20 protein-coding genes and 1 tRNA gene are annotated in these 25,199 nt (G+C 71.9%); 9 read left to right on the plus strand and 12 right to left on the minus strand.

Annotated features, from left to right (window positions below):
- Positions 1-42: 42 nt before the first annotated feature.
- Positions 43-127, plus strand: a tRNA-Ser gene (locus ACZZ9K_RS05225).
- 1,029 nt (positions 128-1,156) lie between these two features.
- Here the strand turns inward: ACZZ9K_RS05225 and ACZZ9K_RS05230 are convergent.
- Positions 1,157-3,202 (minus strand): helicase HerA-like domain-containing protein, encoded by a 2,046-nt coding sequence (locus ACZZ9K_RS05230; RefSeq protein WP_463443489.1) that lies wholly within the window; start codon positions 3,200-3,202, stop codon positions 1,157-1,159.
- A 41-nt stretch (positions 3,203-3,243) separates the two neighbouring features.
- The gene (locus ACZZ9K_RS05235) at positions 3,244-4,500 is read right to left on the minus strand and encodes a multidrug effflux MFS transporter (RefSeq protein WP_111056161.1); all 1,257 of its coding nucleotides are present in this window, start codon (positions 4,498-4,500) and stop codon (positions 3,244-3,246) included.
- Positions 4,501-4,726: 226 nt separating this feature from the next.
- On the opposite strand from ACZZ9K_RS05235, the gene ACZZ9K_RS05240 reads away from it, so the two are divergent.
- A complete protein-coding gene (locus tag ACZZ9K_RS05240; protein WP_138803833.1) occupies positions 4,727-5,308 on the plus strand; it encodes a TetR/AcrR family transcriptional regulator in 582 nt (193 codons plus the stop codon).
- A gap of 153 nt (positions 5,309-5,461) precedes the next feature.
- Here ACZZ9K_RS05240 and ACZZ9K_RS05245 read toward each other — a convergent pair whose 3' ends face one another.
- The 5 genes from ACZZ9K_RS05245 to ACZZ9K_RS05265 form a co-directional block, all read right to left on the minus strand.
- Complete coding sequence (locus ACZZ9K_RS05245; RefSeq protein WP_463443490.1) at positions 5,462-6,064, minus strand: substrate-binding domain-containing protein; 603 nt, start codon at positions 6,062-6,064, stop codon at positions 5,462-5,464.
- A gap of 1 nt (position 6,065) precedes the next feature.
- Entirely contained in the window at positions 6,066-7,508 is a 1,443-nt protein-coding gene (locus ACZZ9K_RS05250; RefSeq protein WP_463443491.1) for an MFS transporter, read from the minus strand.
- A gap of 55 nt (positions 7,509-7,563) precedes the next feature.
- Positions 7,564-8,709 carry a cystathionine gamma-synthase gene (locus ACZZ9K_RS05255; RefSeq protein WP_463443492.1) on the minus strand — a complete coding sequence of 382 codons (1,146 nt, stop codon included), beginning with the start codon at positions 8,707-8,709 and terminating at the stop codon, positions 7,564-7,566.
- Positions 8,710-8,722: 13 nt separating this feature from the next.
- Positions 8,723-10,087 carry a cystathionine beta-synthase gene (locus ACZZ9K_RS05260; protein WP_027466384.1) on the minus strand — a complete coding sequence of 455 codons (1,365 nt, stop codon included), beginning with the start codon at positions 10,085-10,087 and terminating at the stop codon, positions 8,723-8,725.
- A 167-nt stretch (positions 10,088-10,254) separates the two neighbouring features.
- Positions 10,255-12,129 (minus strand): ABC transporter ATP-binding protein, encoded by a 1,875-nt coding sequence (locus ACZZ9K_RS05265; RefSeq protein ID WP_214560276.1) that lies wholly within the window; start codon positions 12,127-12,129, stop codon positions 10,255-10,257.
- A 126-nt stretch (positions 12,130-12,255) separates the two neighbouring features.
- Between ACZZ9K_RS05265 and ACZZ9K_RS05270 the strand changes: the two genes are divergently transcribed.
- Both ACZZ9K_RS05270 and ACZZ9K_RS05275 read left to right on the plus strand, forming a co-directional pair.
- On the plus strand, positions 12,256-13,680 hold the full coding sequence (locus ACZZ9K_RS05270) for an amino acid permease (protein WP_463443493.1): 1,425 nt from the start codon (positions 12,256-12,258) through the stop codon (positions 13,678-13,680).
- A gap of 191 nt (positions 13,681-13,871) precedes the next feature.
- Positions 13,872-14,798, plus strand: a complete 927-nt coding sequence (locus ACZZ9K_RS05275; protein ID WP_463443494.1) for a hypothetical protein — start codon at positions 13,872-13,874, stop codon at positions 14,796-14,798.
- Between the two features lie 145 nt (positions 14,799-14,943).
- Here the strand turns inward: ACZZ9K_RS05275 and rplL are convergent, their stop codons facing one another.
- The 4 genes from rplL to ACZZ9K_RS05295 form a co-directional block, all read right to left on the minus strand.
- Positions 14,944-15,327: a 50S ribosomal protein L7/L12 gene (gene rplL / locus ACZZ9K_RS05280; RefSeq protein ID WP_027466380.1), complete on the minus strand. Its 384-nt coding sequence runs from the start codon at positions 15,325-15,327 to the stop codon at positions 14,944-14,946.
- Between the two features lie 51 nt (positions 15,328-15,378).
- On the minus strand, positions 15,379-15,894 hold the full coding sequence (rplJ, locus tag ACZZ9K_RS05285) for a 50S ribosomal protein L10 (protein WP_017888663.1): 516 nt from the start codon (positions 15,892-15,894) through the stop codon (positions 15,379-15,381).
- Between the two features lie 279 nt (positions 15,895-16,173).
- Complete coding sequence (locus ACZZ9K_RS05290; RefSeq protein ID WP_463443495.1) at positions 16,174-17,688, minus strand: sensor histidine kinase; 1,515 nt, start codon at positions 17,686-17,688, stop codon at positions 16,174-16,176.
- Positions 17,685-18,425, minus strand: a complete 741-nt coding sequence (locus ACZZ9K_RS05295; protein ID WP_138803839.1) for a response regulator transcription factor — start codon at positions 18,423-18,425, stop codon at positions 17,685-17,687. The genes ACZZ9K_RS05290 and ACZZ9K_RS05295 overlap by 4 nt, the downstream gene beginning before the upstream one ends.
- Positions 18,426-18,528: 103 nt before the next feature.
- On the opposite strand from ACZZ9K_RS05295, the gene ACZZ9K_RS05300 reads away from it, so the two are divergent.
- From ACZZ9K_RS05300 to ACZZ9K_RS05320, 5 genes are all read left to right on the plus strand, one after another.
- Complete coding sequence (locus tag ACZZ9K_RS05300) at positions 18,529-19,563, plus strand: acyl-CoA dehydrogenase (protein ID WP_463443496.1); 1,035 nt, start codon at positions 18,529-18,531, stop codon at positions 19,561-19,563.
- On the plus strand, positions 19,560-20,915 hold the full coding sequence (locus ACZZ9K_RS05305; RefSeq protein ID WP_463443497.1) for a PIG-L family deacetylase: 1,356 nt from the start codon (positions 19,560-19,562) through the stop codon (positions 20,913-20,915). Before ACZZ9K_RS05300 ends, ACZZ9K_RS05305 begins: the two co-directional genes overlap by 4 nt.
- A complete protein-coding gene (locus ACZZ9K_RS05310) occupies positions 20,912-21,622 on the plus strand; it encodes a glycosyltransferase family 2 protein (protein WP_463443498.1) in 711 nt (236 codons plus the stop codon). The genes ACZZ9K_RS05305 and ACZZ9K_RS05310 overlap by 4 nt, the downstream gene beginning before the upstream one ends.
- Positions 21,623-21,752: 130 nt before the next feature.
- Entirely contained in the window at positions 21,753-23,300 is a 1,548-nt protein-coding gene (locus ACZZ9K_RS05315; protein ID WP_463443499.1) for an ABC transporter permease, read from the plus strand.
- A gap of 101 nt (positions 23,301-23,401) precedes the next feature.
- Positions 23,402-24,079: an ABC transporter ATP-binding protein gene (locus tag ACZZ9K_RS05320; protein ID WP_027466375.1), complete on the plus strand. Its 678-nt coding sequence runs from the start codon at positions 23,402-23,404 to the stop codon at positions 24,077-24,079.
- Between the two features lie 126 nt (positions 24,080-24,205).
- Here the strand turns inward: ACZZ9K_RS05320 and ACZZ9K_RS05325 are convergent, their stop codons facing one another.
- Positions 24,206-25,153: a TolB family protein gene (locus ACZZ9K_RS05325; RefSeq protein ID WP_463443500.1), complete on the minus strand. Its 948-nt coding sequence runs from the start codon at positions 25,151-25,153 to the stop codon at positions 24,206-24,208.
- Positions 25,154-25,199 lie beyond the last annotated feature (46 nt).

Consider the following 25,199-nt stretch of genomic DNA (forward strand, 5'->3'; position numbering starts at 1 on the left):
AGAACCTGTACCATTGGGTGTCGCCGTCGAGAGACGGCGTCAGGAGAATTCGCCTAGTGGCCTATGGCGCACGCTTGGAAAGCGTGTTGGGTGCAAGCCCTCGGGGGTTCGAATCCCCCATTCTCCGCAGCGAGCAAGACCGCAACACCCACGAAGGACCCGCACCGATCGGTGCGGGTCCTTCGTCGTTCCACGGTCGATCGGTCCCCCACCCTGCGGACGAGCGCGTGCCCTGTTCCCCCTCGGTTGGCCGGGAAACGCCGACCAGGGGTGGAACGGGCTGTCCCCGGTACCCGTCGGTCGCCTATGCTGGCCGAGCGAACGGCTCCGGGACGAGCCGACCGCGGTGCATCGAGCGGCAGGGGCGTCGCTCGGAGGGCGTGCTGGTCAGCGTGCCCGGAACACCCGAGGGGACGAGGAGACGCGCCATGGGGGACACCACCGTGCCCGCAGTGCCCGTGCGGCCCGCCGTCTTCGACACGGTCCTCCGTCCGCGCCGGTCCCTCGTCCGTTCCACCGCGCTGAGCATCGCCTTCTCGGCCGTGCCGCTCGCCGTCGCCCTGGTCTGGGTCTCGTTCCCGTTCCGCACGTGGGCCGTGTTCGCCGGCATCGTCGTCGCGATGGCCGCGGCCGTCGGCATCGTGTTCGTCCGACTGCACACCGCGTTCATCGGGATCGACGACGACGGCCTGACGATCCGTGGCGTCCTCACGGCGCACCGTCGGATCCCCCGCGACCGCGTGCACAGCCTGGTGCTCGCCACGACCTTCGGCTCGTCCGTGGACCGGACCGTGCGGGAACTCGTCGCGTTCGACCGGACCGGCACCCACCTCTTCCGGCTCCGCGCCGACGTGTGGGGCGACGACGGGCTCGACCGAGTGGTCGACGCGCTCGGCGTGCAGGTCGTCGAAGAGTCGCGGCCGGTCTCCGCCCGCACCTTCGCGAAGCGCTACCCGACGAGCCGCGCCTGGTACGAGCAGCGGTCGGCGTTCCTGCTCATCGGCGGCCTCGTCGTGCTGGTCGTCGGCGGGTTGCTCGCCGTCGAGTTCGCCGGCCTCAACGCCCCCCTGACCCACCGGCGGACGGGCCAGCGGCCACCGCACGGCCCCGGTCACCGCGGCACCGGTCAGCACAGAAACGGTCAGCGCGGCACCGGTCAGCGCCGACGCCGCAGCGTCGAGAAGATCCCGCGCACCACTTCCTTCGCGATGGTCCCGCCCAGCCCGGAGCCGAGCAGGTCCGACAGCGGGTCCCCCGCGGATCGCCGCGTGCCGGACCGCTGTGTCCCGCCCGACCGACCGGAGCCGCCGGACCGACCGGAGCCGCCGGATCGACCGGACCGCCGGGCGTCCGACGCTCGCTCGGCCCGCTCGAACTCCCGCTGCTGCCGCTCGTACTCCTGCTGGGCATCCGCCGATGCGTCCGCCGCGGCGGCAGCTGCCTCGTCGGCTGCGGCAGCGGCGTCGGCTGCGGCGGCCGCCGCCTCCATCCGGCGCGCGAGCACCTCGCGCGCCGAGTCCGGATCGACGCGGGTGCCGTAGGTCGACAGGAGCGGTGAGGCCTGCACCCGCGCGGCCATCTCGTCGGCCGGCATCGGGGCCATCGACCCCTGGGGTGCACGCAGCCGGGTCCACGCGACGGGGGTCGGTGCGCCCCGCTCGTTCATCACCGTGACGATCGCCTCGCCGGTCGCGAGCGACGTGAGGACCTCGCCCAGGTCGTAGTCGCTCGTCGGGTAGGTCGACACCGTCGCCCGGAGCGCCTTCGCGTCGTCCGGGGTGTGGGCGCGGAGCTGGTGCTGGATGCGCGACCCGAGCTGCGCCAGCACGTCGTTCGGCACGTCCTTCGGGGTCTGTGTCACGAAGAAGACCCCGACGCCCTTCGACCGGATGAGCCGCACGGTCCGCACGATCTGCTCGGTGAAGTCCTTCGACGCCCCGTTGAACAGCAGGTGCGCCTCGTCCAGGAAGAACACGAGCTTCGGCTCGTCCTGGTCGCCGACCTCGGGCAGCTCGTTGAACAGGTCCGCCAGCAACCACATCAGGAACGTCGAGAAGACCTCCGGCCGGTCCTGCACACCGGGCACCTCGAGCAGGCTGACGATCCCCCGCCCGTCCGCCGCCGTCCGCAGGAACACCTGCGTGTCGATCTCGGGCGCCCCGAAGAACCGGTCGGCGCCCTGGTCGGCGAAGGTGACGAGCTCGCGCAGGATCACCCCGGCGGTCTGCTTCGACAGGCCCCCGAGCTCGGCGAGCTCCCCCTTGCCCTGCTCGCTCACCAGGAACGTCAGCACGCTCCGCAGGTCGTCGAGGTCCACCAGCGCCAGACCTTGCTGCGTCGCGTAGTGGAACACCAGGCCGAGCGAGGACTCCTGCGTGTCGTTCAGGCCGAGCACCTTCGACAGCAGCAGCGGCCCGAACCCGGAGACGGTGGCACGGATCGGCACGCCGGTACCCTGCCCGCCCAGCGAGAACAGCTCGGCCTGGCTCGCGACGCCCTGCCACTGCTGGCCGATGCCCGCGGTGCGGTCGAGCAGCTTGTCGGTCGCCTGCCCCGCGACGGCCAGGCCGGACAGGTCGCCCTTGATGTCGGCGGCGAACACCGGCACCCCGTTCGCCGCGATCTGTTCGGCGAGCACCTGCAGCGTGCGGGTCTTGCCGGTGCCGGTCGCCCCGGCCACCAGCCCGTGCCGGTTCAGCATCGCGAGCGGGATGCGGACCTGCACCTCGGGCACCGCTGCGCCGTTGACCAGGGCACCGAGTTCGATCGCACCGCCGGCGACGGCGTAGCCGTCACGGATCGCCGCGACCGCGTCCGGTCCGAGCGGGCCGATCCCACCCCGGACGGGAGGCACGGCGCCGGTCGCCGCCGTCGCCACCGGATCCGCGGCGGTCGCCTCGACCGCCGCGGCAGGGGTGGTCGGAGCCGGTGCGGCCGCCGCGGCAGGGGTGGTCGGAGCCGGTGCGGCCGCAGGGGCGGGCTCCGCGTCGGGCGTGAGCCGCGCCTCCAGGCCGGTGGGTGGTGGGGACCCGACGACCGCGGGTTCCGCGTCGGCGGTGCGCTCCGTCTGCTCCTCCACCGCCAGTGCGGCGGCGAGCTCCTCGGCTCGCCGCGCCGCTTCGTCGGCGAGCCGACGAGCCTCGTCGGCAGCCTGTCTCGCTGCCTCGGCAGCCGCCCGTGCCCGCTCCGTCGCGTCGCTCATGGGCTCAGCCTAGGGACCGGAGCGCGCGGCGGTCCGGGTCGTCAGTGCGTGAGCGCGGGGACCGTCCGGGGGCGGACCACGAACCAGAGCATCAGGATCGCGACGGCGGCGGTCGACGCCATCACCATCGCCATCGGGGTGGCCGTCGTGATGCCGAGCCAACCGACGACCGGCGAGATGAGCCCGGCGACACCGAAGTTCAGGGCACCGAGCACCGAGGCGGCGGTCCCCGCTTCCTTCCCGTGGGCGGCGAGACCGATGACCTGGACGAGCGGGAACGAGAACCCGCACGCGGCGATGAAGAACCACAGCGGCACCAGCACGCCGACCAGACCGGCCCCGAGCTGGTCGAGGACGATGATCGCGACCGACGCCAGCAGCAGGGTCGCGGTCGAGCACGCCAGGATCCACTGCGGACCGACGCGCTGGGCGAGCCGCGACGAGATCTGCACGCCGAGGACGACCCCGACCGAGTTGACGGCGAAGAGCAGTCCGTACTGCTGGGCGTCGAGCCCGTAGACCTGCTGGAACAGGAACGGCGACGCGCTGAGGTACGAGAACAGCCCGCTGAACACCATGGCGCCGATGAGCGCGACACCGACGAAGATCCGGTCGGAGAACAGCGCCTTGTAGCGCTGGCCGATGGTGGAGTGCCCGGCCTCGTGCCGGCGGGCCGGCGGCAGGGTCTCGACGATGAGCAGGATCGACGCGATCACCACCGCCAGGCCGTAGCAGGCGAGGAAGACGAAGATGCCGCGCCAGCTGGTGAACTGCAGCATCTGCGAACCGATGAGCGGCGCGAGGATCGGCGCGAGGCCGTTCACCATCGCCAGACGGGACAGCATCCGCACCAGCGGCTTGCCGCCGAACAGGTCACGCACCGTCGCCATCGCGACGACACCACCGGCTGCGGCGCCCATGCCCTGCAGCACGCGGAACACCGCGAGCAGCTCGATGTCCGGCGCGGTCGCGGCACCGATCGACGCGGCGATGTGCACCGTCGTCGCGATGATCAGCGGCAGTCGGCGACCCACCTTGTCGCTCCACGGGCCGACCAGGAGCTGCCCGATGGCGAAGCCGAGCGTGGTCGCGGTGAGCGTCAGCTGGACCGCACCGTCGGTGACGCTGAACTGGTCCTTGATCGCCGGGAACGCCGGCAGGTACAGGTCGATCGTGAACGGACCGAGCGCCGTCAGGGCGCCCAGGACGAAGACGTAGACGAGTCGCTGCCCGCGGGAGAGCGAGTCTCCCGGGTGCAGGACGACCCGGAGCGAACCGGTGGTGGCGGGCGCGGTCACGAGACAGGAGTCCTTCGACGATGAGGGGGCGGGGGTGATCGCGGGTCGATCGAATCGATTCGTCCGCGGAACCATCCTACGGTCGCCGGTGCGTGCTCGGCGCCGCCGGTGCCGGCCGGCCGCGTGAAGCGGCTCGTGCTGCCCCTCGGCCGTGCGCGGACCATGCGGTAGCGTCGGACTGCTCGGGGGCCTTCCGGGTGAAGCGGATCAGAAGGGGGTGGGCGTCATGGTGGATGCCCGGATCCTGCACACCACTGCAGCGCTGCGCGAGGCGATCCTGCGACTCGCCGCGGACCGACCGGTCTCGGAGATCACCGTCGCCGACGTCACGCGTGCCGCCGGCATCAACCGGGCCACGTTCTACTCGCACGCCGTCTCCCCCGGTTCGCTGCTCGCCGACGTCCTGACGCCGGAACTCGACCGCATCCGGCAGGACGACGCCGACGAGCGCCGAGCCGCCGCCGACCGGGGCGCCGGAGCCGACGAGCTCGCAGCCATCACCCGGCGCGGCATCAACGCCGTCGTCGAGCACGTGACCACGCACCGCGACATCTACGGCAAGGCGCTGCCGGACCCGAACGACGCGTCGCTGCACCGGCTGCTCGTCGAGCACTTCACGGTGTCGAGTGCCCTGCACATCCGCGAGCTCGACCCCGCACACCGGCCCGACCTGCTCGACGACGTCGCCGCGGGGTTCGTGGCGCAGGGGTTCGTCGGGGCGATCGAGGCCTGGCTCGCCGGGCCCCGTCGGTCGCGGAAGGCACTGGTGGAGACGATCACGCTGTCGTTCCCGGCGTGGTGGAGCTGAGCGGGTCGTTCGTTCCGATCGCGTGATCGTGTGAGCGCGTGATCGCGTGGGTGCTGGCCTGCTGCCGTGCTCGTGGTGCCGTGCTCGGGCTGTTCGTGCTCGGGCTGTTCGTGCTCGTGCTGCTCGTGCTCGTGCTGCTCGTGCTGCTCGTGCCTACTCGGCGTCGGTCGTGTCGCCGTCCGACGGGTCGGTCTCCGGCTTCTCGCCGCGCTGCAGGGACTGCACGACCTCGACCGCCGTCGCCGCGGTGTCGGCGTCGTCGCCCTCCGACGGCACGCGGTAGTCGGCGGAGACCCCGTCGCCCCCGGTGCCGGTCGCGGGCAGCGGATCGCCGAGGGACACCACGACGACCCCGGCGTCGTGGGCGGTCTGGATCACACCGGTCAGCGTGGACGGTCGGGCGGCGTGGACGAGCAGGGCCTTGGCGCCCTTGCGCACGAGCTGGGCGACCGCGGTCCGCTGGGACGCCGCCGCGCCCGATGCCGGAGCGACTCGGACGTCGGGTCGGAACCCGGAGTCGGCCAGGTCGGTGCGGAGCCGGTCGGCGAGGGCCGCGTCGTCGTGGAGCAGGACGACGCCGATCACGGCCTGCTGGTCGAAACCGCCGTCGGAGCTCGTCAGGTCGGTGCTCTGCACCGGTGTGGGGGCAGCCGACGTCGTGCCCTGGCACCCGGCCAGGGTCAGGGCCGCCACCAGGGCGAGGGTCACGGCGACGATGCGCAGCACGGTGGTCTCCTCTTCGGTCCGGTCTGCCACGCTACCCGGCGGCCGGGCCGTGCGACGACGGAGTCCGCGACGGGACGGATCCGCCCGGGCCTGCCGGGGCCGTCGTCGCCGGCGCCGGCACGGGGCCGAGCCGTCGGACGGCCGCGATCGCCAGAGCAGCGAAACCGATCATCGCCGCGAAGACCAGGGGGAACGACACCGTGCCGTCGGCACCACCGGTCGCGGTGAAGAGCAGACCGGTCACCGCGAGACCGATCACGCTGCCGGCGGCGTCCGCGATCGTCAGGGCCGAACTCGCGAAGCCGTCGTCGCCCTCGCCGGAGAACCGCAGGGTCAGCATCGAGGCGCGCGGGTAGATCGCACCCATGCCCGCACCGCCGACGAACCAGCCGGCGACCAGCACCCACCACGACAGGTCGAACGTCGCGACCGCGAGCGCGGTCACCAGGCTGACGAGCACCAGCGTGAGCCCGACCCCGAAGGTGCGACGGGCGGTGAGCCGCTGCTCCCCCAGACGACCGTGCGCCCAGCTCGAAGCGGCCCAGCTGAGCGCCGCCACCGTCAGGGCCAGCCCCGCAGCCGACGGCGACAACCCGTGTTCGGCCTGCAGCAGGAACGGCACGTACGCCTCGCTCCCGAAGAACGACGCGGCGACGAGCCCGCGCAGCAGCACGACCGACGGCAGCCCGGCCGCGGCCCGGAACGTGCCGGTCGGCAGCAGCGGCCGCAGGGCGAACCAGGTGCCCACCAGCCCGACGAGCACCGCCGCGACCATGCCCCACGGGGTCAGGTCGGGCGCGACGTTGAGCAGCAGGATCGACACGGCAGCGGCCACCGACCAGCCGATCCGGACCCGCTGCCACGGCGGGCGGAGCGACGCGGCCGGGGCGTGCACCCGGCCGAGGGTCGGCACGAGCAGGGCGAAGGCGACCAGCGCGATCGCCAGCGCCCCGGCGAACACCCAGTGCCAGTTCCAGGTGTCGGTGACGATGCCGGCCAGGGCGGGGCCGATCAACGCCGGCACGACCCAGGCGGCGGCGAACCCGGCGAACACCGGTCCGTGCAGCTCGGCGGGGAAGATCCGGGCGACCAGCACGTAGAGCACCACGTCGATGGCCCCGGCGCCGAACCCCTCGATGAGTCGACCGGCCAGGAACACCTCCATGGTCGGCGCGAGCATGACCACGGCGGTCCCCACCGCGAAGAACGCCGCCGACACCCACGCCACGATCCGGCCACCGGCGCGATCGGTCCAGTTGCCAGCGAGCACCATCCCCGGCACCCCGGCGGCGAGCGGGGCGGCGAAGGCGAGCGCGTACAGGGTCTCGCCGTCGAGGTCGCGGCTGATCACCGGCATGATCGTCGTCATCGCCAGGTTCTGGAACGCCGCGACGCCGACGATCGCGACCATGCCGATCGTCGCGAGGGCGTACGGCCCGCTCAGCAGGCTGGTCCGCGACGCCGTTGTGCTCACCTACGACATCGTAGGGGCGAGGGGTGACGGTGTGGCAGCGTCACCGGGCCACGCGTCAGCTCGTCAGCGCCTGCTCCAGGTCCGCCACCAGGTCGCCGGCGTCCTCGATGCCGACCGACAGCCGCACGACGTTCTCGGGCACGGCCAGCTCGGTGCCCTTCACCGACGCGTGGGTCATCTCGCTCGGGTACCCGATGAGCGACTCCACGCCACCGAGCGACTCGGCCAGGGCGAACAGCTCCGTCGACTCCGCGAACCGCTTCGCGGCCTCGGCACCACCGGAGAGCGCGACCGAGAGCATCCCGCCGAACCCGCGCATCTGGCGGGCGGCGACGTCGTGCCCCGGGTGGTCGGGCAGGCCCGGGTAGTAGACGCGCTCGACGCCGGGCGCGCCGACGAGCGCCTCGGCGACGGCCTGCGCATTCCGCGAGTGCCGCTCCATCCGCACCGCGAGCGTCTTGATGCCACGGGTGGTCAGGTAGGCGTCGAACGGCGACGAGATCGCGCCCGCGCCGAACTGCAGGAACTGCACCTTCGCCGCGAGCTCCTCGTCCGCGAGCACGACGGCTCCGCCGACGACGTCGGAGTGTCCGCCGAGGTACTTCGTCGTCGAGTACACGACGACGTCGGCGCCGAGCGACAGCGGCTGCTGCAGGTACGGCGACGCGAACGTGTTGTCGACGACCACCAGGGCGCCCGACTCGTGCCCGAGGGTCGCGAGCGCGGCGATGTCGGCGATCTTCATGAGCGGGTTCGTCGGCGTCTCGACCCACAGCACCGTGGTGGCCGGTGCCCCCTGCAGTGCCGCGCGGACCTGGTCGAGGTCGCTCATGTCGACGACGACGAGCTCGACACCCCACGGAACGTGCAGCCGACTCACCAGCCGGTGGGTGCCGCCGTACACGTCGTTGCCCATCACGACACGGCCACCGGGGACCAGCGCCGCGCGGAGCAGAGCGTCCTCGGCGGCGAGCCCGGACGCGAACGACGACGCCGCGACGCCACCGTCGAGGTCGGCGAGGAGCACCTGCAGCGAGTCGCGCGTCGGGTTGCCGGCGCGCGAGTACTCGTAGCCGTTGCGCATGCCGCCGACGCCGTCCTGCACGTACGTCGACGTCAGGTGGATCGGCGGGATGACGGCGCCGGTGGTCTCGTCGGGCTCCTGGCCGGCGTGGACGGCTCGGGTGCTGAACTCGGTCATGCTCGGTGGTTCCTTACTCGGAGAGGTAGGTGAGGAGGTCGTGCCGGGTCAGCACGGTGACGGGCTTGCCGTCCTCGACGACGAGGAGCGCGTCGGCCGACTCGAGCGCACGCCGCGCCGCGGAGACCGACTCGCCGACGCCGATGAGCGGCAGCGGGTCGCCGACGAAGCCGGTGAGCGCGTCCGACATCTTCGCGGTGCCGGTGAAGACCTGCTCGAGCAGCGCCTTCTCCTCGACGGCGCCGACGACCTCGCCGATGACGACGGGCGGCTCTGCGCTGAGCACGGGCATCTGCGAGACGCCGTACTTGGTCATGATGTCGACGACGTCGCGCACGGTGTCCGCCGGGTGTGCGTGCACCAGGTCGGGCAGGCGGCCGTCCTTGCCGGCGATGAGCGACCCGACGGTGCGCTCGTCGTCGGTCTCGGCGAAGCCGTAGGAGCGCATCCACCGGTCGTTGAAGATCTTGCCGAGGTAGCCGCGGCCGCCGTCCGGCAGCAGCACGACGACGACGTCGTCCTCGGTCAGGTCACGGGCGGCGCGGAGCGCCGCGACGACGGCCATGCCGCTCGAGCCGCCGACGAGCAGTCCTTCTTCACGCGCCAGGCGCCGGGTCATCGCGAAGGAGTCGGCGTCCGACACGGCGATGATCTCGTCCGGCACGCCGGCGTCGTACGCGCTCGGCCAGAAGTCCTCGCCGACGCCCTCGACCAGGTACGGGCGACCGGTGCCGCCGGAGTAGACGGAGCCCTCGGGGTCGGCCCCGACGATGCGGACGCCGCCGTCGGACGCCTCCTTCAGGTACCGTCCGGTGCCGGAGATCGTGCCGCCGGTGCCGACGCCCGCGACGAAGTGGGTGATCTGCCCCTCGGTGTCGCGCCAGATCTCCGGACCGGTGGTCTCGTAGTGGCTGCGGGGACCGTTCGGGTTCGCGTACTGGTTCGGCTTGTAGGCGCCGGGGATCTCCTGCACGAGCCGGTCCGACACCGAGTAGTAGGACTCGGGGTGCTCCGGCGCGACCGCGGTCGGGGTGACGACGATCTCGGCGCCGTACGCCGTCAGCACGTTGCGCTTGTCCTCGCCGACCTTGTCGGGCAGCACGAAGACGCACCGGTAGCCGCGCTGCTGTGCGACCAGGGCCAGACCGACGCCGGTGTTGCCGGAGGTCGGTTCGACGATGGTCCCGCCGGGGCGCAGATCGCCAGAGGCCTCGGCCGCGTCGATGATCCGGGTGGCGATGCGGTCCTTCGACGACCCACCGGGGTTCAGGTACTCGACCTTCACGAGGATGGTCGCCCGCACCCCCTCGGTCACCCGGTTGAGCTTGACGAGCGGGGTGTCGCCGACGAGGTCGACGACGGAGTTCGCGTAACGCACGCCGTCGAGTCTAGGACGCGGTCCCCGCGTCCCGCTGGGATGTGTCGTGTGCGGACAGCGCCCCGGCATCCCGCGGCGGACGGCGAGCCCTGGTCGCGCTGCGCGCCGGACGGGAGGCCCGTGCGGACGCCGCCACGGGCCTCCCGTCCGGCGACCGGTCGCGACCGTCAGGGGCGGACGACGTCCGCCGACGAGTTCTGCTGTCGGTGCAGCTGGGCGTACGTGCCGTCGAGGGCGAGGAGTTCGTCGTGCGTGCCCTGCTCGACGATCTGGCCGTGGTCGAGGACGAAGATGACGTCGGCGTCGCGGATCGTCGACAGCCGGTGCGCGATGGAGATGGTGGTCCGGCCGGCCGCCGCCGTGTCGAGCGCCGTCTGCACGACGTGCTCCGAGATGGAGTCGAGCGCGCTGGTGGCCTCGTCGAGGACGAGCACCGGCGGGTCCTTCAGCATGACCCGGGCGATGGCGATGCGCTGCTTCTCACCACCGGACAGGCGGTAGCCGCGCTCCCCCACGACGGTGTCGTAGCCGTCCGGGAACGAAGCGATCGTGTCGTGGATGTTCGCCGCACGGGCCGCACGCTCGAGCTCGTCGTCGGTGGCGTCGGGCTTGGCGTACCGCAGGTTCTCGCCGATCGTGGCGTGGAACAGGTACGTCTCCTGGCTGACGATGCCGACGTGCCGCATCAGGTCCTCGTGCACCAGGTCGCGGACGTCCTGCCCGGCGAACCGTACCGATCCTTCGGTCGCCTCGTACAGCCGGGGCACCAGGTAGGACACCGTCGTCTTGCCCGCGCCGGAGGGACCGACGAAGGCCGCGAACTGCCCGGGGCGCAGCTCGAACGACACCCCGCGCAGGGTCGGCTTGTCGGCTTCGCCGTCGGGGTAGGTGAAGACGACGTCGTCGAAGGCGACGTGGCCGACCTTCGACTCGTCCACGGGCCGGGCGGTCGGCGAGTCGGTGATGGCCGGCTTGAGGTCGAAGTACTCGAAGATGCGGGCGAAGAGCGCACCGGAGGTCTGCAGGTCGAGGACCACGCGCAGCAGCCCGACCGTCGGGAACAGCAGCCGGGACTGCACCGTCGTGAACGCGACGATCGTCCCGGCCGTGATCGGGACGTCGCCGATGATCAGGTACGCGGCGACGACGTAGATGATCGCCGGGATGATCGACAGGAATATCTGCACGATCGCGAAGAACCACTGCCCGGACATCTGCTGGCGGACCTGCAGGGTGATCTGGTTGCGGTTCTCGTCCCCGTAGCGGCGGGTCTCGCTGGCCTGCTGGTTGAAGCTCTTCGCGAGCAGGATGCCGGAGACGCTCAGCGCCTCTTGCGTGATGGCCGTCATGTCGGACAGCGACTCCTGCGTCTGCGCGGCGATGCGGGCCCGGACCTGGCCGACGCGGCGCTGCGCGATCACGAGCAGCGGCAGCAGGACGACGGCGACCAGCGTCATCTGCCAGCTCAGCAGGAGCATCGCGACCACGGCGGCGATCACGGTCACGGTGTTGCCGAGCACCGACGAGATCGTGTTGTTCAGCACGCTCGCCACACCGCCGACGTCGTTCTGCAGGCGTGACTGGATGACGCCGGTCTTGGTGCGGGTGAAGAACGCGAGTTCCATCCGCTGCAGGTGCGCGAACAGGCGCATCCGCATCGCACCCATGACCTTGTTGCCGACAGTGGCGGTCAGGTACGTCTGCCAGACGCCGACCCCGGCGCTCGCGATCCAGAGCAGGACCATCGCGGACACGAGCTCGATCAGCACCGGGACGTCCGGGCGACCCGACGGCGGGAACAGCCCGCGGTCGAACGCCTGCTGGGTGAGCAGTGGCGGCACGACCGAGATGGCCGCACCGACCAGCACGAGGACGACCGTGAGCATGATCGCCCGACGGTGCGGCTCGAACAGCGCGGCGATGCGCCGGACCAGGTGCGGGATCCTCGGCGCCTCGGCGTTGGCGGCCTTCTGCGCGCGGAAGTCGCCGCTCGAGATGCGCCCACCCCCGCGCGGACCGCCGCCTCGCCCGCCGTGTCCCATGCTCATGGAGCCACCGTAGCCCCGCGCTCGGACATCGACCGCCCGCTCCACAGCACCGCAGTATTTGACCCCGTTCAGGGGGCGTGCGAGCATGTGCCGTCCCCGTCCCCGCACCACCGAGGTCCCATGTCGTCCGCGCCGTCACGTCCCACGTCCCTGGGGGCGCAGCTCGCCCGCCGCAAGCCGATCGAGCAGCTGCAGGCCGAAGCGTCCCGTGGTGTGAACGGTGAACCGCTCCGTCGGTCGCTCGGGGTCTGGCAGCTGACGATGATCAGCGTCGGGGCCACGCTCGGCACCGGCATCCTGGTCGTCCTCGGCACCGCGGTCCCGCTCGCCGGTCCCGCCGTCTGGATCTCGTTCGTCGTCGCGGGGATCGCCGCGCTGCTGTCCGCGCTGTCCTACGCCGAGATGGCGGGCGCCGTCCCGACCTCGGGGTCCAGCTACTCGTACACGTACGCCACGATGGGCGAGGGCATCGCCTGGATCTGCGGCTGGTGCCTCGTGCTCGAGTACGCCGTCTCGGTGGCCGCGGTCGCGGTGGGTGCCAGCGAGTACGTCGACGAGACCCTCCGCGTGTTCGGCCTGCACCTGCCCACCGCGCTCGCCGCTCCCCCGGTCGACGGCGGCGTGGTCAACCTGCCCGCGGCCGTCCTGGTCCTGCTCGCCACCGTCGTGCTGCTGCCCGGTGCCCGCGAGAGCGCCTGGGTGAACACGGTCATGGTGATCGTGAAGATCGCCCTGCTGGTCTTCTTCGTCATCGTGGCGTTCACGGCCTTCCGGGCGCAGAACTTCGAGCCGCTCGCCCCGATGGGCGCCGCCGGGGTCACCGCCGCCGCATCACGGCTGTTCTTCTCCTACATCGGCTTCGACGCCGCCTCGACCGCCGGTGAAGAGGCGAAGAACCCCCGCCGTGACCTGCCCCGGGCGATCATCGGCTCGATCGCGCTCATCACCGCGCTGTACATCCTCGTCGCGATCGCCGCCGTCGGGGCCCGCTCGTGGACGGCGTTCTCGTCGTCCGAAGCGTCACTCGTCCGCATCGTGGTCGACGTCACGGGGCAGCCGCTCGTCGCCCTCGTGTTCTCGATCGGCGCCGTCGTCGCCATCGCCAGCGTCGTCCTCACCGTCCTGTACGGCCAGACCCGCATCCTGCTCACGATGTCTCGCGACGGCCTGGTACCGAAGGTCTTCGGGCGGGTCTCCCGTCGCACCGGCACCCCGATCGCGAACACGCTCATCATCGGCATCGCCGTGACCATCGTCGCCGCGCTCGTGCCCCTCGGTGAGCTCGCCGACGCGACGAGCATCGGCACCCTCGTCGCCTTCGCCCTGGTGAACGTGTCCGTCATCGTGCTCCGCCGCTCGCAGCCCGACCTGGAGCGCTCGTACCGGGTGCCGCTGTTCCCCGTCGTGCCGGTCCTCGGCACCCTGAGCTGCGTGCTGCTCGCGGTGTTCCTCGGCGCCACCACCTGGATCGCCTTCGGCATCTGGATGGTCGCCGGCGCCCTGCTCTACCTGGCCTACGGCCGCCGCCACAGCACCCTGCGCTGACGCGCCGCCGCGCACGCGCGCCGACCTCACGCGCTCACCGACACCTCACGCGCGCCGTCAACCGTGAGCTGTCGCTGAGCGCGTGAACTCGCGACGCGGTTCCTTGTGCACAGCGGCCACGTGGAGACCGCCTCGTCCACAGATGCCCTGTTCGGACACCGGCGGCGGTCGCCGTCGACGAACATCGCGGCATGAACGAGAGCACCCACCGCCCGCACCTGCTCCGTGCCACCGCACGGGACCCGACCCACGCGAGACTCCTGCAACGTCGGCACGCCTCGGGATCGTTGGTCCGCCTGCTCGCGGGCGTGTACATCGTGACCGAGGAGTGGGACGCGCTGAGCGCTGTCGGCCAGCACCTCGCCCGTGCGCGGGCCATCGCGCCACGGCTGCGTGCTGGCTCGGTGTTCTCCCACGTCACCGCCGCGCTGATCCACGGCTGGCCACTGGTCGGGGACGCACCGGATCGGGTCCACGTGGTCGACCCGGCAGTCTCGGTCATCCAGCACCGAGCGGGTCTCATCCGACACCCGACTGGCCGGATGCCGCGGACCGCTGCCACGGCGTTCGACGGCGTACCGGTCACGGCTCCCCTGGACACCGCGACGGCGCTCATCACCACAGGGTCGCCCCACGTCGCCGCCGTGGCCGTTGATGCCGGCATCCGCCAGGGGGTGCTCACGCTGGACGACCTCCGCGGCGTGGTGCCCGTCCGTCCTGCACGCGGCTCGGTGCACGCCGAGATGGTCCTCTCGGCGCTCGATGCCCGGCACGAGTCCGTCGGCGAATCGTTCGCCGCGATCCGGTTCGTGCAGGTCGGGCTCCCGTCGTGCAAGCCGCAGGTCGAGTTCCGGCACCGCGACGGCACGGTCGACCGCGTCGACTTCTGGTTCCCGTCACTCGGCGTCGTCGTCGAGTTCGACGGCCGGCAGAAGTACGTCGACCCGTCGATGCTGCAGGGGCGCGATCCCGCGGACGTCCTCTGGGCCGAGAAGCGTCGTGAGGACCGGCTCCGCGCGCTCCCCGCAGTCAGGGCCGTCATCCGTGTGACGTGGTGGCACCTCGTCGAGCCCGACCGCCTCCGTGCGCTCTTCCGCTCGCACGGCATCTTCATCTGAGCGGTACGACCTCACGCGCTGACGGACACTTCACGGACCGGAGCGCGCGTGAAGTGTCGGTCAGCGCGAAACTTCGCCGCCCCCCGCACACGACGAAGGCCGCCGCCCCGAGGGGCAGCGGCCTTCGTGACCGGAACGGTCGAGACTACGCGAGCTCGATCGTGGCGCCAGCGGCCTCGAGGGTCGCCTTCGCCTTGTCGGCGGTCTCCTTGTTCGCACCCTCGAGGATCTTGGCGTCGGCGGTCTCGACGAGCGCCTTGGCCTCACCGAGGCCGAGCGACGTCAGGCCACGGACCTCCTTGATGACCTGGATCTTCTTGTCACCAGCGGACTTGAGGATGACGTCGAACTCGGTCTTCTCCTCAGCGGCCTCGGCCGGAGCAGCTGCGCCGGCGGGGGCGGCAGCGGCGACCGGGGCGGCCGCGGTGACCTCGAAGACCTCTTCGAACTTCTTCACGAAGTCCGAGAGCTCGATGAGCGTGAGCTCCTTGAAGGCCTCGATGAGCTCGTCCTGCGAAAGCTTCGCCATGATTTTCTCCTACTACTAGCTAGTACGTGTGGTTGATGAACGCGAGCCTGATCAGGCCGCGGACTCCTGCTTCTCGCGAAGGGCGTCCACGGTGCGGACGGCCTGCGAGAGGGGTGCCTGGAACAGGTACGCAGCACCGAACAGCGAGGCCTTGAGTGCGCCGGCGAGCTTGCCGAGCAGCACTTCACGGGACTCGAGGTCGGCGAGCTTGTCCACCTCGGTCGCGGTGAGCGGGTTACCGTCGAAGTAACCGCCCTTCACCACGAGCTCGGGGTTCGCCTTGGCGAATGCACGCAGCGACTTCGCGACGGCGACGGTGTCACCGTGGACGAAGGCGAGAGCGGACGGACCGGCGAGCTCGTCGTCGAACGACGAGATGCCGGCGTTGTTCGCCGCGATCTTGGTCAGCGTGTTCTTCACCACGGCGTACGTGGCGTGCTCACGGATCGAGTTGCGGAGCTCCTTGAGCTGCGCGACCGTGAGACCGCGGTACTCGGTGAGCAGAACGGCGTTCGAGCTACGGAAGGACTCCGTGAGCTCGGCGACCGCAGCTTCCTTGTTCGCCATGGTTCTCCTTGGGGGTCTTGCCGGCAGCCCCAGGTCCACGAACGAAAAAAGCTCCGGCGCAGAGGCTCGGAGCTGCTCTCACCAGATGGTGGGAGTGGTTCGGAACACCTGCGCGGGATGCCTCACGAGTGAGGACCTTCGGTCACGATGTTCACAAACACGTTGCGAGCAGCATGACATCCGGCGGTCTTTGGCTTCGAGAACTGTACCAGACGCCGTGGGCGTCACCAAACACCGGTCTGGAGGCGCGGGGCGGCCCCGCCCCGCGCCTCCCGACCGTCAGTGGGCGCCGTCCACCGCAGCGGGTGTCGCGGACCAGTCCGCGGACCCGGCAGTGTCAGCCGACGACGACGCGACGGCCCCTGCAGCGGCGGCAGCCGCAGCCGGGTCGCGCGGCAGGTGCACCGTGAACACGGTGTCCCCCGGCTCGCTCGTGACCTCGACCCGGCCGCCGTGCGCCTGCACGACCGCGTCCACGATGGCGAGCCCCAGGCCGGTCGACCCGACCGTGCGGGACCGCGAGCTGTCGGCCCGGGCGAAGCGCTCGAACAGCTTCGGCAGGAACTCCGGGTCGATCCCCTGGCCGGTGTCGCGCACGGTCAGGTCGACTCCGCCGTCGACCGGCGCGAGGCCCACCGTGATGCGGGTGCCCTCGGGCGTGTGGGTCCGGGCGTTGGTGACGAGGTTCACGATGACCTGGTGCAGTCGTGCGGCGTCGCCCGTGATGGTCACCGGCTCCGGCGGGACGTCGACCTCGATGGGGTGTTCCGGCGAGGCGGCGTGTGCGTCGTTCACCGCGTCGAGCACCAGGCCGGTCAGGTCGACCTCGGCGAACTGGATCTCGCGGCCTTCGTCGAGACGGGCGAGGAGCAGCAGGTCCTCCACCATCGAGGTCATCCGGATGGACTCGGACTCGATGCGGCTCATCGCGTAGACGACGTCCTTCGGCAGGTCGCCGCCCATGCGCCGGGTGAGCTCGGCGTACCCGCGGACCGAGGCGAGCGGGGTCCGGAGCTCGTGCGAGGCGTCGGCGACGAACTGCCGCACCTTCTGCTCCGAGCGTTCCCGGGCCTGCATCGCACTGCCGATGTGCCCGAGCATGCGGTTGAACGCGCTGCCGACCCGGCCGACCTCGGTTCGGGGGTCGGTGTCGGGCACGCGGACACCGTCGAGGGCGTCGCTGCGGTCGAGCGGCATGCGCGCGACGGTGGACGCGGTCTCCGCGACGCGCTCGAGCGGTCGGAGCGACTGCCGGACCACGAACGCGGCGACGACCGACCCGGCGACCAGTGCGGTCGCCACGACGGCGAGGACGACCCCGAAGAGCTTCCAGACGCTGTCGTAGACGGGGGCCATCGGGAGCCCCACGACCAGGACGGCCGGGCCGACGTTGACGGCGGCGAGGCGGTAGCGCCCGACGTCCGAGCCGAGGTCGATCGTCTCCGGGTCGGCGTCCACACGGACGGACCCCAGTGCCTCGGCGCTCGTCTGCGGGACCCCGCTCGGGCGGCCGTAGTCGTCGAGCACGTTCGCGATGACGACCTGCCCGTCGACGAAGTACGCGGTCAGGGTTCCGGCGGCCTGCCCGGACGGTCGGGACAGGTCGATGCTCGGCTGCCCCGACTGGTTCTGCTGCAGGTACCGCTGCGCCCGGTGCGTGGCGCTCGTGATCTGCTTGTCGATCGCGCTGGTCTGGATCGAGGCGAGCGCGATGATGCTGGCCGCCCCGATCACCGCGCTGACGGCGACGACGAGGGCGACGATGCTCAGGACGAGCCGGCGCCGCAGGGTCACGAGGTCGGCTTGATGACGTACCCGACGCCGCGCACCGTGTGGATCATCGGGGTCTCACCGGCGTCGATCTTCTTGCGCAGGTAGGAGATGTAGATCTCGACGACCGACGACTTGCCGCCGAAGTCGTACGACCACACGCGGTCCAGGATCTGCGCCTTCGAGAGCACGCGGCGCGGGTTGCGCATCAGGAACCGGAGCAGCTCGAACTCGGTGGCGGTCAGCTCGACGGGCCGGCCGGCACGGGAGACCTCGTACGACTCCTCGTCGAGCACCAGGTCGCCGACGACGATGCGGGAGTCGCCAGCCTCGGAGATCGAGATCTGCGAGCGGCGGATGAGCCCGCGCAGACGCGCCACGACCTCCTCGAGGGAGAACGGCTTGGTGACGTAGTCGTCACCGCCCGCGGTGAGTCCGGTCACGCGGTCCTCGACGGAGTCCTTCGCGGTGAGGAACAGCACGGGGGTGTCGTCGTTGTTCTGCCGCAGCCGGCTGAGCACCTGCAGCCCGTCGAGGTCCGGCATCATCACGTCGAGCACCATGGCGTCGGGCTTGAACTCCCGCGCGGTCGTCAGGGCGTCCTGGCCGCCGTTCGCGCTCTTGACGTCCCAGCCCTCGTAGCGGAGCGCCATGGACAACAGGTCGGTGAGGCTGGCTTCGTCGTCGACGACCAGGATGCGCAACGGGGTTCCGTCGGCACGCGTGAGGCGCGGGGCTGCTGCGGGCTGGGAGATGGTCACGTCTTCGAGTATCGAGAAGTTCCTATGAGTCGTCTGTGGCACGGCCCAGTGCGTTCTGTGGATCGAGGCCACGTCCGCGTCCGCCGCTCCGTACGTTGGGAGCATGTTGCGATCTGCAGCCTGGCCCCCGTCGGCCCGGCACCTGGACACCGCGCGGATCGAACGGACGACCGGGAGGCCCGGCTCGACACCGACGGACCGCCTCGCGGTCGCGCGAGCGGTCGCCGCCACCACCCCACCCCTGTCCGCCGGGACGGCCGGCGGGTTCTTCGGCACGCTCGCCGCGGTCGCCGCGGCGGACGTCGCCACCGCCCGCACCGTCGAACCGCACCTGGACGCGCTCGGGATCCTGGCACAGGCCGGGGTCGACGCGCCGGAGAACTCGACCTGGGGCGTCTTCGCCGCCGAGGGGCCGGGCCTCCGGCTCGATGCCGCGCCCCAGCACGACGGCACGGTCCTGCTGCACGGCACGAAGCCGTGGTGCTCGCTCGCCTCGACGCTCTCGCACGCCCTGGTCACCGCGCACCTGGGCGACGAGCGGGTCCTCGTCGCCGTGGACCTGCGACAGCCCGGCGTCACCGTGCACGACGACGCCTGGGTCGCACGCGGCATGCCGGACGTGCCGAGCGGACCGGTCGACTTCGACGGCGTCCGGGCACGACCCGTCGGCGCTCCCGGTTGGTACCTCCGCCGTCCCGGCTTCGCCTGGGGCGGCATCGGCGTCGCGGCCTGCTGGTGGGGCGGTGCGGTCGGGCTCGCCCGGGTGCTCCGCGACACCGCGGCCGCGCACCCGGAGTCCGAGCTGCTGCAGGCCGCCCTCGGCGCCACCGTGGCCGACCTCGCCGACGCCGAGGACGCCCTCGCCGACGCCGCAGCCCGGATCGACGGGTCCGACACGGGTCCTGACGACACCGACTGGCGGTTGCTCGCCCAGACCGTCCGGTCGCGGGTGCGCCGATCGGTCGACGCCGTGCGTGAGCGGGTGGTCGCCACGATCGGCCCGGCTCCGCTGACCGCCGACGCCGCAGTCGCCGCGCGGGTCGCCGACCTCGAGCTCTACGTCCTGCAGGACCACAGCGCCCGTGACCTCGCCCGCATCGGCCGCATGGTGCTCGAGCGGGGCGGTGTCGCGTGGTGAGCTTCGACCACCGTGAGCCGGGCACCGACCCGGCGGCGTGGACGGGGTTCCTCGACGGCCTGGACGCACCGGCGATCGACCTGGCCGGCACCGGGTCGGTGGTGGTCGTCGCACCCCACCCCGACGACGAGACCCTCGGCGCCGGTGGGCTGATCGCGGCCGCAGCAGCGGCCGGCGTCCCCGTGCACGTGCTGCTGCTCACCCGCGGCGAGCGCTCCCACCCGGACTCCCCCACGACGACCCCGGAGGCGCTCGCCGCCGCCCGTGACGACGAGTTCGCGGCGGCCCTGCGCACCCTGCACCCCGACGTGACGTCGACCTCGGTGGGGATCCCGGACGGCGCGACCCGCGAACACCGGGACCGTGTCGTCGACACCCTCGACACGGTGCTCGCCGGCGCCGCCCGCCCCGTGCTGCTCGTCGCGCCGTGGCGCGGGGACGGGCACCGCGACCACCGCATCGCCGGCGAGGTCGCCGAGGCCGCCGCGGCGAGCGCCGCCGACGTCGACCTGCTCGCGTACCCGGTCTGGGCCTGGCACTGGGACGACCCGGACCGCTCCGTCGCGCCGTGGGACGACGTCCGGGCCCTGTCGTTGCCCGACGACCTCGTCGCCCGGAAGCGTGCCGCCCTCGACGCCTACCCGTCGCAGACCCGTCCCCTGTCGCCCGCCGCGGGGGACGAGGCGATCGTCGACGACCGGCACGCCGCCCACCACCTGCGGACGACGGAGTGGTTCTTCGCACCGGGGCCCGCCCCGTCGCGGTCTCGCGAGTCGTTCGACGCCCACTACGACCGGAAGCCCGAGGGGTGGGACTTCGACGGGTCCTGGTACGAGCAGCGCAAGCGGGCCGTGACGCTGGCGGCGCTCCCCCGCCCGCGCTACCGGTCGGCGCTCGAGCTCGGCTGTGCCACCGGGGTCCTGACGGCCGCCCTCGCCGAACGCGCGGACGACGTGCTCGGCACCGACATCTCGGCGGCACCGCTGGAGCGTGCTGCCCGCCGTGCCCCGACCGCGCGGTTCGTGCAGGCGGCCCTGCCGGCGGAGTGGCCGGACGGGCGCTGGGACCTGGTGGTGATGTCCGAGGTCGGGTACTACCTGTCGCCCGCCGACCTCGACGCGACGATCGACCGGGTGCTCGGGTCGCTCGATGACGACGGCGTGCTCGTGGCCTGCCACTGGCGGCACCCCGACGACGAGGCCGTGTCGAGCGGTGACGCGGTGGATGCGCGGCTGACCGAACGGTGGCCGCGTCCCGCTCTGCTCCGGCACGTGGAGGAGGACTTCGTCCTGAGTGTCCTTCCCGGCCCGGCGGTCACCTCGGTGGCCCGGGCCGAGGGGATCATCCGGTGACGCGACCGGAATCACGTGCACGCATCGACGTCGTCGTCCCCGCGCACGACGAGGCGGACCGGATCGCCGCGTGCCTCGATGCGCTCCTGGTGGCCCTCGATCGGCTCGCCACGGAGCGACCCGGAGTCGACGCCGCCGTCACGGTGGTGCTCGACGGTTGCACGGACGGCACCGCTTCGGTGGTCGAGCGGTACCCGGTCGACGTCCTGACCACGGACCGTGTCGGGGTCGGTCGGGCACGGACCATCGGGGCGACGCACGCCCTCCGTGCGCACGACGGCGACCCGGCGGCCCGGTGGCTCGCCCACACCGACGCCGATTCCCGGGTGCACGAACGGTGGCTCGTCCAGCAGTGCGACGCCCTGGCGTCCGGCGCGCAGGTGCTCGTCGGCGCCGTCGTCCCGGACCCGGACGACCTGGCGCCCGCGGTGCTCGACCGCTGGACGCTGGCGCACCCGCCCGGTGCTGCCCTCGGCCACGTGCACGGCGCGAACCTCGGCGTGCTCGCCGCGGCGTACGTCAGCCTCGGCGGGTTCGACCCCGTGCCCGAGCACGAGGACGCGCGGCTGGTGGCCCGGGCGCGGGCGCTCGGCTTCCGGGTGGACGCCACCGTCGACCTGCCGGTGGTGACGAGCGGGCGTTTCGCCGGCCGGACCCCCGGCGGGTACGCGGAGCACCTGCGCCAGCGGTACGGCGACGTCGGCTGATGCGCCCTTAGCCGTCACATAGGTCCGCGATGGGCCGGTCATCGACAGCGTGCCTAGGTTCTCCTCCGTCGGCCCCGCCGCGTGCTCTGCGCGGCCGGTGACCCCCAGCCGGCCACCACCGAGGAGAACCATGTTCCTGACCTACCTCAGGCGCGAACTCACGAACCGCAAGAAGCAGACGGTCATCATCGCGATCGGGATGGCCCTGGCCATCGCCCTCGTGGTGATCGTGTCGTCGATCTCGGGTGGCGTGCAGGCAGCGCAGTCGAGCGTCCTGCAGTCCGTCTACGGCGTCGGCACCGACATCACCGTCACCAAGACCGCGACGGCGTCGACGAACGGCGGGCGTCCGAGCTTCGACTTCGGCAGCCAGGGCGACAGCGACGACGACAGCGGTTCGACCGACCTGTCGCAGTCGCGGCTCGCGGTCGCGCGCGGCACGAGCACCCTGAACGCCGCGAACCTGTCCACCATCACGACCACCGACGGCGTCAAGGCCGCGACGGGTGTGCTGACCCTCCAGAACAGCACGTTCTCCGGCCAGGTCCAGCAGCAGTCGACCGACGACAGCAGCACGGACAGCAGCGGCGACTCCAGCAGCGACAGCACGACCCAGCAGGGCCCGCCGAGCGGGGACACCGGCGGTGGCGGCGGGTTCGGCGGTGGGTCGTTCAGCGTCGACTCGTTCACGGTGACCGGCATCCCGGTTTCCGGCGCGACGGTCGGTCCGCTCACGAGCACCGAGCTCACGAAGGGGCGCACCTTCGCCGCGAAGGACGCGGGCAAGGACGTCGTCGTGCTCGATGCGTCGTACGCGAAGAGCGAGTCGAAGGCGGTCGGCGACACCGTCGACATCGGCGGCACGGACTTCACCGTCATCGGCATCGTCAGCTCCACCGGCTCGGCCTCGACCACGGGCTCGAACACCTACATCCCGCTCGACACCGCACAGGCGCTGGCCGACCTCGACGGCAAGGTCACCTCGATCTACGTCTCCGCCGAGTCGTCCTCCGACGTCAGCACCATCAAGTCCGCACTGCAGGCGAAGCTGACGAGCGCCACCGTCTCCACCGAGGCCGACCTCGCATCGAGCGTGTCCGGGTCGCTCAGCACCGCGTCGAGCCTCGTCTCGAACCTCGGCAGGTGGCTGTCGATCGTCGTGCTCGCCGCGGCGTTCCTCATCGCGATCCTCTTCACGATCTCCGGCGTGACCCGCCGCACCCGCGAGTTCGGGACCCTCAAGGCGATCGGCTGGTCGAACGGCCGCATCACCCGACAGGTGGCAGGCGAGTCCCTGGTGCAGGGCCTGATCGGCGGCGTGCTCGGCGCCGCGGCCGGCCTGATCGGCATCCTCGTCGTGAACGTCATCAGTCCGACGATCTCGGCGAGCGCCTCGAGCACGACCGGCGGGGGTGCCGGTGGCGGTGGTGGCATGCCCGGCGGCGCGGCGACCGCGGCCGCGGGCAGCGGCACGACGGGCGGTGCACCGGCCGGGGGCTTCGGCGGCGGCGCGAGCACGGCGTCGACGACCGACGTGGTCCTGCACGCCCCGGTGACCGTCGAGATCATCCTGCTGGCGATCGGCCTGGCGATCCTCGGCGGCCTCATCGCCGGCGCGCTCGGCGGCTGGCGGGCGAGCCGGCTCCGTCCGGCCGAGGCGCTCCGGAGCGTGGCCTGATGCCCGGCCGCACCGACACGACCGAACCGACGACAGGAGCAACCGTGACCAGCACCGACACCGCGACCGGCGAGGCGGAGGCGAGCCGTGCCTCCAGTCCGATGTACCGGCTGACGAACGTCAGCAAGACCTACAAGCAGAAGAACCGGACCGTCACCGCCCTGACGAACGTCCACCTGACGATCCCGCAGGGGCAACTCGTGGCCGTCCAGGGGCCGACCGGCGGCGGGAAGTCGACGCTGCTGCAGATGCTCGGAGCGCTCGACCGGCCGAGTGCCGGATCGATCCACCTCGGTGGCGACCGCGACGTGGCGAAGCTCGGCGACGGCGCGCTGACCGACCTGCGGGCGACCGAGATCGGCTTCGTGTTCCAGAGCTTCAACCTGATCCCGACGCTGACGGCGCTCGAGAACGTCGAGACGGCGTTCGCGGGGTCCCTCGCGAACCGGTCCCGGAGCGAGGTCCGCGAACGTGCGGTCGCTGCCCTCCGCGAGGTCGGACTGGGTGAGCGGATGGAGCATCTGCCGGCCGAGCTGTCCGGCGGACAGCAGCAGCGCGTGGCGATCGCCCGGGCGCTGGTGAAGAACCCGAGCGTGCTGCTCGCCGACGAGCCGACGGGGGCGCTCGACGAGTCGACCCGCGACGAGATCATGGCGCTCATCGAGAAGCAGTGGCGGGAGCGCGGCCTGACCGTCGTCATCGTCACGCACGACTCGTGGGTCGCGAAGCGTGCCGAGCGTCGCCTGCACATCAAGCAGGGGCAGGTCCGCGAGGTCTAGCGGGGCGGCGGGCGGCGGGGTGTCCGTCCGCGTTTCGCGCTGAGCGACAGTCCACGCGTGCGGCGGCGCGTGGACTGTCGCACAGCGCGTGAGGACGCCGCCGCCCCGGCGCCGCAGACGCCGCCGCTACCCGGCCACCGGGTAGTCGCAGTACGCGAACCACGCCGAGTCGGGGGCCCACGGCGGCACGTTGACCGTCCCCTGCCCACCGTCGAGTGCCACCAGGGTCTCCGGCTGGACCGCGATCCGAGCGCCGCGGACGAGCGACCCCGGCAGCAGCCGGAGTTCGACGCGGTGGTCCGCCGGGTGGCCCTGCACGCCGGGCTCGTACGACAGGTACAGCAGGTGCGAGCCGTCCGGCGACAGGTGCGGGAACCAGTTCACCCGGTCGTCGTTCGTCAGGCGGACCGGGCTGTCGTGCCCGGGCCAGCGCACGGCCAGCTGCGCGGTGCCGGGGGTGAACCGCTCCGTGTTCCAGAGCAGGATCCCGCCGGCCGGACTGATGGTGCAGCCGTCGTCGGGGTGCTCGTCCCGCGTGACGAACGTCGGCTCGCCGGTCTCCGGGTCGACCATCGCGACGTCGGTCGTCCAGACGCCGTCCTCGGACAGCTCCCCCACGATCGCGGCGAGGGCGCTGCCGTCGGGGGCGATGCCGTGCAGGTAGAACTTCCGCTTGGTGGGCAGGGCCGCTGCGACGTCGGTGATCCGGGTCGCGGGACCGCCCTCGGGCAGCGGGACGCGGTAGAGCTCGCCGTCGCGGGCGCTCACCACGATGGAGCTGCCGGACGGCTCGAGCACGTGGTCGTTGTTGATCTCGTCGACGCCGTCCATCGGCACCGGCACGAGCGCCGTCTCGTCGAGCACGGTGCCGCTGTCGCCCGACGGCAGCCGCAACAGCCACAGGTCGCCGTCGCCGTTCAGCACCAGGGTCTGGGCGTCCAGGACGTTCGGCGCCTCGACGAGCACCGTGGCCGACTCGAACACGAGCCGCGAGGTGCGGGACTCGACGTCGTACACGTGCACGCGGCTGGTCTGTCCGGGCAGCAGCTGCCGCCCTCGGGTCTCGTCGCTCATGGTTCCATCCTGTCGGTCGTCGGGTGGTCGGGTCGGTGGGGAACGG

Source organism: Curtobacterium sp. AC268 (genome assembly GCF_979258745.1).